10 protein-coding genes and 1 pseudogene are annotated in these 10,091 nt (G+C 71.6%); 6 read left to right on the top strand and 5 right to left on the bottom strand.

Annotated elements, in window-relative coordinates:
- The 3 genes and pseudogenes from ACWCRB_RS46840 to ACWCRB_RS46850 all read left to right on the top strand — a co-directional run.
- Positions 1-274: pseudogene (locus tag ACWCRB_RS46840) on the top strand (hypothetical protein); the annotation flags it as partial.
- Positions 271-714, top strand: a complete 444-nt coding sequence (locus ACWCRB_RS46845; RefSeq protein WP_451001909.1) for a MarR family winged helix-turn-helix transcriptional regulator — start codon at positions 271-273, stop codon at positions 712-714. The pseudogene ACWCRB_RS46840 and the gene ACWCRB_RS46845, both read left to right, overlap by 4 nt.
- A gap of 56 nt (positions 715-770) precedes the next feature.
- Positions 771-1,121 (top strand): tetratricopeptide repeat protein, encoded by a 351-nt coding sequence (locus ACWCRB_RS46850; RefSeq protein WP_389350475.1) that lies wholly within the window; start codon positions 771-773, stop codon positions 1,119-1,121.
- A gap of 104 nt (positions 1,122-1,225) precedes the next feature.
- Here the strand turns inward: ACWCRB_RS46850 and ACWCRB_RS46855 are convergent, their stop codons facing one another.
- Positions 1,226-2,659, bottom strand: coding sequence for a PepSY-associated TM helix domain-containing protein (locus tag ACWCRB_RS46855; RefSeq protein ID WP_451001910.1), 1,434 nt, complete (start codon positions 2,657-2,659; stop codon positions 1,226-1,228).
- 174 nt (positions 2,660-2,833) lie between these two features.
- Between ACWCRB_RS46855 and ACWCRB_RS46860 the strand changes: the two genes are divergently transcribed.
- Positions 2,834-3,475, top strand: coding sequence for a peptide deformylase (locus tag ACWCRB_RS46860; protein ID WP_451001911.1), 642 nt, complete (start codon positions 2,834-2,836; stop codon positions 3,473-3,475).
- A gap of 21 nt (positions 3,476-3,496) precedes the next feature.
- Here the strand turns inward: ACWCRB_RS46860 and ACWCRB_RS46865 are convergent, their stop codons facing one another.
- The gene (locus ACWCRB_RS46865) at positions 3,497-4,933 is read right to left on the bottom strand and encodes a dihydrolipoyl dehydrogenase family protein (protein WP_451001912.1); all 1,437 of its coding nucleotides are present in this window, start codon (positions 4,931-4,933) and stop codon (positions 3,497-3,499) included.
- A 129-nt stretch (positions 4,934-5,062) separates the two neighbouring features.
- Between ACWCRB_RS46865 and trxA the strand changes: the two genes are divergently transcribed.
- Positions 5,063-5,431: a thioredoxin gene (trxA, locus tag ACWCRB_RS46870; RefSeq protein WP_451001913.1), complete on the top strand. Its 369-nt coding sequence runs from the start codon at positions 5,063-5,065 to the stop codon at positions 5,429-5,431.
- A gap of 103 nt (positions 5,432-5,534) precedes the next feature.
- Here trxA and ACWCRB_RS46875 read toward each other — a convergent pair whose 3' ends face one another.
- The 3 genes from ACWCRB_RS46875 to ACWCRB_RS46885 form a co-directional block, all read right to left on the bottom strand.
- Positions 5,535-6,980, bottom strand: coding sequence for an aldehyde dehydrogenase family protein (locus ACWCRB_RS46875; protein WP_451001914.1), 1,446 nt, complete (start codon positions 6,978-6,980; stop codon positions 5,535-5,537).
- Between the two features lie 366 nt (positions 6,981-7,346).
- Complete coding sequence (locus tag ACWCRB_RS46880; protein WP_451001915.1) at positions 7,347-8,381, bottom strand: LacI family DNA-binding transcriptional regulator; 1,035 nt, start codon at positions 8,379-8,381, stop codon at positions 7,347-7,349.
- A gap of 310 nt (positions 8,382-8,691) precedes the next feature.
- Complete coding sequence (locus ACWCRB_RS46885; protein ID WP_451001916.1) at positions 8,692-9,366, bottom strand: TetR/AcrR family transcriptional regulator; 675 nt, start codon at positions 9,364-9,366, stop codon at positions 8,692-8,694.
- Between the two features lie 130 nt (positions 9,367-9,496).
- Between ACWCRB_RS46885 and ACWCRB_RS46890 the strand changes: the two genes are divergently transcribed.
- Positions 9,497-10,091, top strand: a 595-nt coding sequence (locus tag ACWCRB_RS46890; protein ID WP_451001917.1) for an NAD(P)H-dependent oxidoreductase, incomplete at its 3' end; no start/stop codon positions are given.

Raw genomic sequence — 10,091 nt, forward strand, 5'->3', positions numbered from 1 at the left:
GCGCACCTGGACGGTGACGGCGGTCGAGATGAAGAGCCCGGTGCTGCCGGGTCTCAACGCGGACCCGCAGGACCCGCGCGCGGTGCAGCTGGCCCTCACCGAGGAGGGCAGCGAGATCGCCCGGCGTGCGATCAAGGTCGTACAGGGGCTGCTTCAGCAGTTGCTGGAGCCCCTCGGCGGCCTGGACAGCGAGCGCGCCCGGGAGTTCACCCGCGACCTGGCACTACTGCTCGACACCCCGCTCCACGCCGACCCCGAGAAGGAGCAGTCATGACCACATCCACCGCGCCCGCGCTCAACCCTCGTGTCATAGCCCTGGCGCACTACGCCGCACGAGGCGTCCTGGAAAATGTGCTGGCCCGTCATGGCGTCACCTTCCAGCAGTCGGTGACGCTCAGGCTCGCCGTCGTCGCCGACGGGCCCGTCGACCGCGAGCATCTGGTCGGCGAGGTCGTCGACGCGCTGAAGATCGACAAGGCCGACGCGCACGCGGTCGTCGACGAACTCGTCGGGGCCGGGCTGTTGACGGCCGAGTCCGCCCTGCTCAGGGCCACGGACGCGGGGCGCGAGCTGTACCGCACCACCAGCGCCGAGACCGCCCCCTACTCCGCGCGGATCTACGCCGGCATCCCCGACGAGGATCTGGCCGTCGCCGGCCGGGTGCTGTCGCTGATCACCGAGCGGGCCAACACGGAGCTGGCCGCCATGGCCTGACCAGCGGTGGAATGAACGACCGCCCGGGCCGGTTACCGCCTCCGAAGGAGGCACGAGTGAAGACCACGACGGACACGTACTACGACCACGGGACGGCGGCGGAGCGCTGGGAGCGGGCGCGGCTGTTCTTCGACGCCAAGGACTACGCCGGTGCGGCGCGGGTGCTGGGCGGGCTGGTCGAGGAGGTGCCGGAGCAGACCGCACCCCGGCTGCTGCTGGCTCGCGCCTACTACCACTCGGCCCAACTGCGGCGCGCGGAGGCCGAGTTGCTCGTCCTCGTCGAGCGCGACCCGGTGGAGCAGTACGCCCGGCTGCTGCTCGGACGCACCCTCCAGCGCCAGGGCCGCCACGAGGAGGCCGCCCCGCACATGAAGCTCGCGTCGGCCCTCGCGGGCGACTTCGAGTAGTCGACCGTACGACGGACACGACAGGCTCGACATGCACAACGACGGCCCGGCTCCCCGGACAGGGGGCCGGGCCGTTTCGTCTCTGCTCCCTGTCTACCAACTACCTACTGCGCGCCCGCCCGTTCCTTGTACGTCCGGTTGCCGCGCCGGTGGTCGATCTCTCCCAGGATCACGTCCACGGCGATGAAGGCGGCGAGCGGAATGCCGAGCAGCGGAACGAAGTAGCCCACGACGGCCACGACCGCCATCAGCGGTACGAGGAGCAGCGGGGGCACCTGCTGCCAGGCGCCGCGCGGGATCGGGCGGCCGAAGGCGGAGGCACGGCCGCGCAGCCACCACATGCGGTAGCCCCACAGGATGAGCAGGACCAGGGAGGCCGCCAGCGCCATCAGGACGAGCTGGTTGACGATCCCGAAGAGGACGCCGGTGTGGGCGTCGATGCCCCAGCGGGTCAGTTTCGCGAGCACCGGGTAGTCCGCGAACCGGACGGTGTCGAGGACCTCGCCGCTCGTCGGGTCGACGGCGACCGCGTCCTGCTTGGTGGGCCAGCTGCGCTGGACCTGCTTGACGACGTACGCCGAGGTCTCGTCGGCGGGCGGGACGATCTCGACCGGGTCGCTCAGGCCCTCGGCGCGGGCCGAGGCGAGGACCTTGTCGAGGCCGACGCCGTGCTCGGTGGTGCTCCCGGAACCGGCCGCCGCGTCGTGCCCCGTGTGCTCGCCGCCCGCCGCGGAGGAGACCGACGGGGTGGACTGGCCGAGGGAGGTGCGCAGGACGTCGATGTTGGCGCCCGCGTAGGCCGACCAGGTCAGGCCGGTCGCGGAGAGGAAGATGAAGCCGACCGAGGCCCAGACGCCGACGGTGCCGTGCAGGCCGAGGGTGCGGCGGCGTCCGCTGGTGCCGCGTATCTTGCGCTGCGTACGGCGGCGGGCGAACCACAGCACCAGACCGCCGCCCGCGATCACCCACAGCCAGCTCGCGGCGAGTTCGCTGTAGAGACGGCCGTTCTCGCCGAGGTGCAGATCGCGGTGGAACTCGTCGATCCAGGTCCGCACCGGCAGCGCGCCCGTCGATCCGTACTGTTCGAGCGCGCCCTCGACCTTGGCGGTGTACGGGTCGACGAACACGGCGAGCGTGTGGGTCTCGCCGACACCGGGCACGCCGGACAGCATCACTCGTGTCGTCTCGTCGTCCTCGGGCGAGGGACGTACGGCCGTCACGGTGCCCTCGGGGTGGGCCTCGCGGGCGGCGGCCACCTGCTCGGAGATCGGCAGCTTGGTGTCCCCGACGGAGACGGTCATCTCATCGGCGTAGATGATCTTCTCGGCCTGGAACGAGGCCGCGTACAGAAAGCCGGTCAGAGCGGCGACCAGCAGGAACGGGGCGACGAGCACGCCCGCGTAGAAGTGCAGCCGCAGCACGAGCGGGCGGAGCGTGGCGGCTGCGGACGGTTTCGCCGGGGCGGAGGGTTTCGACCCGTCCGACGAATCCGGGGAGTCCGGGGATTCGTCCGTCGTGGTCGTGGGAGCGGTGGACATCGGCGGGGTTCTCCGGAGGGCTGGGGACGGTGAGCGGGGGGCGGCCGTGCGGGCGTACAGCTGTGGGGGCGGTCCAGTAGTCGGATGGACGGGCCGTCGAGTTCCCGGCCCCGCAAGTGGCGTACGTCACACAGGGGGACGTCGGTTGTCAGAGGTGCGTGACATCCTGTCGCCATGGCAACTCCCCATGACCCAAGCGCCCTTGCCGACCATGTCGAGCGACTCCTGGCCGTCGGCGGCCCGTTGCCGATCGTCGCCGCCGGAGACCCGGTACTGCGGCGCGCCTCCGTGCCCTTCGACGGGCAGCTCGGCCCGGAGCTGCTGACCCGCTTCGTGGAGGCGCTGCGCGAGACCATGCGCGATGCCCCGGGCGTCGGTCTGGCGGCCCCTCAGGTCGGGGTGGGGCTGCGGATCGCGGTCATCGAGGACCCGGCTCCGGTGCCGGAGGAGGTGCGGGTGGTGCGCGGGCGGGTGCCGCTGCCGTTCCGGGTGATCGTGAATCCGGCGTACGAGGCGGTCGGCAGCGAGCGGGCCGCGTTCTTCGAGGGCTGTCTGAGCGTGCCGGGCTGGGGGGCGGTGGTGTCCCGGCCCGCGGCGGTACGGCTCACGGGCCAGGACGAGTACGGACGTCCGGTGGACGAGGTGTTCACGGGGTGGCCGGCCCGGATCGTCCAGCACGAGACCGACCATCTGGACGGCACGCTCTATCTGGACCGGGCGGAGCTGCGCTCGCTGTCCTCCAGCGCGGCCATGGTGGAGCGGTGGGGCCAGCCGACCCCGGCGGAGGCGGCCAAGGAGCTGGGCTTCACCCTCTGACCGCCTCCCGCGCTCTCGTCCCTACTTCCCGTCGCGGAACGCCTCCAGCAACCGCAGCCAGACCTCGCTGATCGTCGGATACGACGGCACCGCGTGCCACAGTCGGCTCAGCGGCACCTCGCCGGCGACGGCGACGGTCGCGGAGTGGATCAGTTCGCCCACTCCGGGGCCGACGAAGGTCACGCCGAGCAGGGTCTCGCTGTCCAGGTCGACGACCATGCGGGCGCGTCCCCGGTAGCCGTCGGCGTACAGGCCCGCGCCCGCGACCGAGGAGAACTCCACGTCGACCGCGCGCACCCGGCGGCCCGCCTGCTCCGCCTCGGCCAGGGAGAGGCCGACCGCCGAAGCCTCCGGGTCGGTGAAGACGACCTGCGGGACCGCGCCGTGGTCGGCGGTGGCCGCGTGGGCGCCCCAGGGGTCGGTCTCCAGGAGCGGTACACCGGCCGCGCGGGCGGCGATGGCGGCGCCCGCGATCCTGGCCTGATACTTGCCCTGGTGGGTGAGGAGGGCGCGGTGGTTGACGTCTCCGACCCCGTACAGCCACTCGCTGCCGGTGACCCGGAGGCTGTCGTCGACGGGCAGCCAGGAGCCCGGTTCCAGGCCGACCGTGTCGAGCCCGATGTCGTCGGTGCGCGGGGCGCGGCCGACGCCGAAGAGGATCTCGTCGGCCTCGATCCGGTCGCCGGTGTCCGTGACCGCCACGACGGTGCCGTTCTCCCTGGTCACCGACCGGACCGAGGTCCCCGTGCGGACGTCGGTGCCCGCCTCCGCCAGCGCCTCGGCGACCAGCTCACCGGCGAACGGCTCCATGCGGGGCAGCAGTCCCTTGCCCCGGACGAGCAGGGTGACCTGTGAGCCGAGTGCCTGCCAGGCCGTGGCCATCTCGACGGCGACGACACCGCCGCCGACCACGATCAGGCGGCCGGGCACCGACTTGGCGCTGGTCGCCTCGCGGCTGGTCCAGGGCCCGACCTCGGCGAGGCCCGGCAGATCGGGCAGCTGGGCGCGGGTACCCGTGCACACGGCGACCGCGTGCCGGGCCGTCAGCACCCGCGTCGAGCCGTCCTCGCCGGTCACCGTCACCGTGCGGGGCCCGGCGAGGCGCCCCTGGCCCCGGTAGAGGTCGGCGCCGATGGAGTCGAGCCAGCCGATCTGTCCGTCGTCCTGCCAGTTCGAGGTCTCGTAGTCGCGGTGGGCGAGGACCGCTTCGGCGTCCAGGGAGCCCTGCACGAGGTGACTCAGGCCGGGCACGCGGCGGGCGTCGGCGCGGGCGATGACCGGGCGCAGCAGGGCCTTGCTGGGCATACAGGCCCAGTAGGAGCACTCGCCGCCGACCAGTTCGCTCTCCACGATCGCGGTGGAGAGGCCGGCCGCGCGGGTGCGGTCGGCCACGTTCTCCCCCACGGGTCCGGCACCCAGCACCACTACGTCGTACACGTTGGATTCCGTTTCCGTCATGGGGCCAGTCTGGTGGGTGGTGTGGCCCGTGGCCACACGGGTACGCGCGCGGAATACGCCGTCGCCGGGACGTGTTGTGCGAGCGCGATCCACCGGTAACGACCCGACAGCAGGAAGAGGAATCAGGTCATGAGCAGCACCGTGGAGCTGACCAAGGAGAACTTCGACCAGACGGTCACGGAGAACGAGTTCGTGCTGATCGACTTCTGGGCATCGTGGTGCGGACCGTGCCGTCAGTTCGCCCCGGTGTACGAGAAGGCCGCCGACGAGAACCCCGATCTGGTGTTCGGCAAGGTGGACACGGAGGCGCAGCCGGAGCTGGCGCAGGCCTTCGGTATCCAGTCCATCCCGACCCTGATGATCGTCCGCGACCAGGTCGCCGTCTTCGCCCAGCCGGGCGCCCTCCCCGAGGCCGCCCTGACAGACGTCATCGGCCAGGCCCGCAAGCTGGACATGGACGAGGTCCGCAAGTCGGTGGCGGCCCAGCAGGCGGAGTAGCCGCCGGGCCGCCCCTTGAGGGGCCGCAGGCCCCCTCAAGGGGCGCGGGGAACTGCGCGACCAGCCACGACGGCCCCGCAGTCGACAACGCACCCAGAGAGTTCTAGAAGGGGTACGGCGCGACATCTCCCCGCACAGTGGTCCACCGCACGTCGGTGAACGCCTCCAGGTTCGACTCCCCACCGAACCGCGCACCAGTCCCGGAGGCCGCAACCCCACCGAACGGCGCCACGGCCTCGTCGTTGACCGTCTGGTCATTGATGTGGACGATCCCGGTCGGAATGCGCTCGGCGAGGTCGAGCCCGCGCGCGGTGTCACGAGTGACGATGCCGAGCGACAACCCGTAGGGCCCGACGGCGGCAAGGGCAGCGGCCTCGTCAGCGGTGGCGAACGACCGTACGGGCGCGACCGGACCGAAGACCTCCTCCGCGTACGCGGGGGTGCTGTCGTCGACGTCGGCGAGAACCGTAGGCCGGTAGAACAGCTCCTCGTGCGTGCCGCCGGCCGCAAGCCTCGCACCGCTCGCCGTGCTGGACTCCACCAGCCCGTGGATCTTGGCGAGCTGCGCGCCGTCGATGATCGGGCCGAGGTGGACGTGGGCGCGGTGCGGGTCGCCGACGGCGAGGGAGTCGGCCTTGGCGGCGAGCCGCTCGACGTACTCCCCGTACAGCGACTGGTGGACGAGGTGGCGGCCGGTCGTCATGCAGATCTGGCCCTGGTGGAAGAAGGAGCCCCACGCGGCGGTGGAGATCACCGCGTCGAGATCGGCGTCCTCCAGGACGATCATGGCGGAGTTGCCGCCGAGTTCCAGGTGGACCCGCTTGAGATGGCGGCCCGCCGCCTCGCCGACGGCCCGGCCCGCCGCCGTGGAGCCGGTGAAGGAGATGACCGGGACGAGCGGGTCGGCGACCAGGGCCTGGCCCGCGTCGGGGCCACCGGGCAGGACGTGCAGCAGGTCCTCGGGCAGGCCCGCCTCGGCGAAGATCGCGGCCAGCGACAGCCCGCCGCAGACCGCGGTGCGCGGGTCCGGCTTCAGGACGACCGCGTTGCCTAGCGCGAGCGCCGGGGCGACGGAGCGGATGGAGAGGATCAATGGGGCGTTGAACGGCGAGATCACGCCGACCACCCCGACGGGCACCCGCCGGGTGTAGGACAGCCGGGGCGCCTCGGAGGGCAGCACCTGTCCGGCGGGGCGGGAGGCGAGGGCGGCGGCCTCGTAGCACTCCTGGGCGGCGACGTGCAGCTCGAACTCGGCCTTGCCGGGAATCGAGCCGGACTCGCGGACGATCCAGTCGCGCAGTTCCTCCGCGTGTGCGGCGAAGAGGTCCCCGGCCTTGCGGAGCACCCCGGCGCGGACGAAGTGCGGGGTGCGCGCCCATGCCGCCTGGGCGGTACGGGCGGCCTGCGCGGCCGGTCCGACGTCCTCACCGGTGGCGAGTACGACCGTGCCGAGCGCCTCGCCGGTGGCGGGCTCGGTGACGGTGTACTCGGGGCCCGAAAGGGGACGGGCGGCGTGGGACTGCCAGGTCTTGGGGTCGAGCAACGGCATTGCGGCTCTCCGTTCAGTCACCGGCGGGACGCGCGGAGCGAACGCGGGTCCCGTTGTGGTTCGCGGCCGTCCGTCGGCCGCGGAGCGGGATGCGGTGACCCGGCGCACGGCAAAGCAGCACGCGGTGTCCGGTGTTCGACGACATCCCCATCTGGTTGAGCGTGCAACATCCTATGGCCTGTCAGCCGAATCGGGCCGACGCAAAGCAACGGCACTTCACCCCCACACACCAGTCCCACCACAGCCAGACAGCCGGCCACCGAGACGCGCCCCAAAGGGGCGCGAGGAACTGCGCGACCAGCCCCCACCAGCCCGCAGAGAACCCCAAACCTCACGCACCCGACCCCACAAGCCCAGCGCAGCGGCTCAGCTGGAGTCGCGGTGGACGAGTGTCGCGCCGAGGACATGGTGGGTCTCGGGGGCGGCCCCGGGATTGCGCACCGCGCGGTCGACGAGTTCGGCGAGGTCCTTCCCGGCCGGGAGTTCGATGTGGACCGTGCTCAGTCTGGGCCGCAGCAGCCGGCCGAGGACCAGGTCGTCGGCGCCGACCAGCGCCGTGTCGTCGGGGACGGTGACGCCCGCGTCCTGCAGGGCGCGCATCAGGAGCATCGCGTACTCGTCGTTGAACGCGAAGACGCCGTCCAGGCCGAGTTCGGGCCAGCGAGCGGCGAGGCGGGCCGCGGACTCCTCCTCGTAGGCGAGCGACAGGACGGTCACCGAGGCGTCCGTACCCTCCACCGCTCTGCGCACCCCGTCGAGACGGGGCTTGGAGAAGACCTTCATGCCCGGCTCCTCGGGCACGACGACACCGATCCGGCGGCGGCCACGGGCGTACAGGTGCGCGCCCGCGCTGCGGCCGACACCCTCGTGGTCGATGAGCATGCTGTGCGCGCCCTCGATGCGCTCGGAACCGAGCGTGACGACGGCCCGCGCGCCGGAGCGCTTGAGGACGGCCACGCCCTGCGGTCCGAGCCCGCCGACGGGCACGAGGACGGCGGCGGGCCGCAGTTCGGCCCAGGCCCGGGCGGCCTCGTCGCCGCGCAGACCGACCGAGGCGTACTGCACGACGGTGTAGTCGAGCCGGCTGAGCGCCCACTGGAGTTCGTTGATGAACTGGCTGTAGAGCGGGCCGATCGGCACGTTCGGGGCGGGCATCAGGACCATCCGGCTGTGGCCGGCCCGCAGGCTGCGGGCCGCCGCGTGCGGAACGTACCCGAGTTCCTCCGCGGCCTCGTGGACGCGGCGGCGGGTGGGTTCGCTGATCCGGACGGCACTGGTGTTGTTGAGGACGTAGGAGACGGTTGCGCGCGAGACGCCGGCCAGGCGGGCCACATCCGCGCTCGTGGGCACGGAGCGTGGCTGGGACGTCGCCGGGGCGGCCGAATTCGGTATCTGCACCATGACGTACGGCATCTTTGCAGAAGCTCGGGGCAAGGATCGGAGCGGGGGAACTTCGCAATCGATCCGGTAGCAAAGGCGGTTGACGAAAGCGCTTCAGGAAAGCGCTTTACTGAAACGCTTCAGAAAGATCATTCAAAGATCGTTTCCGGATTGCCGAGGCCTGCTGGACCACGGGTTCAGGGCCCGATCCCGAACAGCCGCGCACCGAACGCGCTTTCCGGACAGCCCGCGCCAAGTCCCGGACGGATTGCACTGGTTGATCACCCGTGCGGGCCGGAGCACACGCCCGGCAATTGGCCGAAACTCGCGGTCAATACGAAGGCGTACCGCCGGCGATCCGGTCGACGAGGTCGATCCAGCCCGCCTCCAGCCGCGCCGTCGGCATCCCGCACTGCTTGGTCAAGTGGTGGACAAGGGCCGGATCCAGATAGCCCATCAGCGTTTTCGCGAGAAGTTCGCAGTCGGCGTCCGGAATGGCCTGCCGCAGCAGCAGGGCGACGTGCCCGGACAGCACCATGCGGGGTGCGGAAGCGAAGCGGCGGCCCGGTTCGCCCTCGGCGGCCAGTTGCAGTTCCAGTTCGTCGACCATCCGCCGCAGCACCGCGACGCCGAAGGCACGCAGCCGCTCCACGGGCGGCGCTCCCGGTCCGAGCGGTGGCGGGCCGGACAGGAAGGCGGCCTGGAGCTTCTTCTCGGAGTGGTCGAGCAGCGCCATCAGCAGACCGGTGCGGTCCCCGAAGCGCCGGAACACGGTCCCCTTGCCAACCTGCGCCGCGGCGGCCACCGCCTCCATGGTGACGCATCCCACACCGCACTGCTCCACCAGCTGCGCCGCGGCCTCCAGCAGCCGGGCGCGGTTGCGCGCGGCGTCGGCGCGCAGGCACGGCTCGTCGACCTCGGGGCCGACACCGGCGCCCAGTTCGAGCAAACGGGGTTCGTCGGCCCACCCCAGGGGCTTCGGGAAGGGCGGCAGGGACTCGGACATGAAGCCAGCGTAACGCCCAGGAATGAAACTGGACCCTGGTCCGTTTAGATGCTACAACTTTAAACGGACCTCGGTCCGGATCGTAACGGCAATGTTTCAGCCCCCCTGTACAGCCCCTGTGGAGTCCCCCATGTCTGTTCGCATCCTTGCTCTCGTCGGCAGCCTTCGTGCCGGTTCCCACAACCGTCAGCTCGCCGAGGCTGCCGTGAAGCTCGCCCCCGAGGGCGCCGAGGTCGTGCTGTACGAAGGCCTTGCCGACATCCCGTTCTACAACGAGGACATCGACGTCGAGGGCAGCGTCCCGGCCGCCGCCGCCGCGCTGCGTGAGGCTGCCGGCACCGCCGATGCCCTGCTGCTCTTCTCCCCCGAGTACAACGGCACGATTCCGGCCGTCCTGAAGAACGCCATCGACTGGCTGTCCCGCCCGTACGGCGCCGGCGCCCTCGCCGACAAGCCGGTCGCCGTCGTCGGCACCGCCTTCGGCCAGTTCGGCGGCGTCTGGGCGCAGGACGAGACCCGCAAGGCCGTCGGCATCGCCGGCGCCAAGGTCCTCGAGGACGTCAAGCTCTCCATCCCCGGCTCCGTGGTCCGCTTCGCCGAGACCCACCCCGCCGACGACGCCGAGGTCGCCGGGCGGGAAATGGGACGGGATCGTCAATCCGTACCCCTCGCAGATCCCGAAGGCGCCGGGCCGCCCGGCCGTCAGCAGGGTCGCTCGGCAGGAG

This window comes from Streptomyces sp. NPDC002156 (assembly GCF_053593675.1).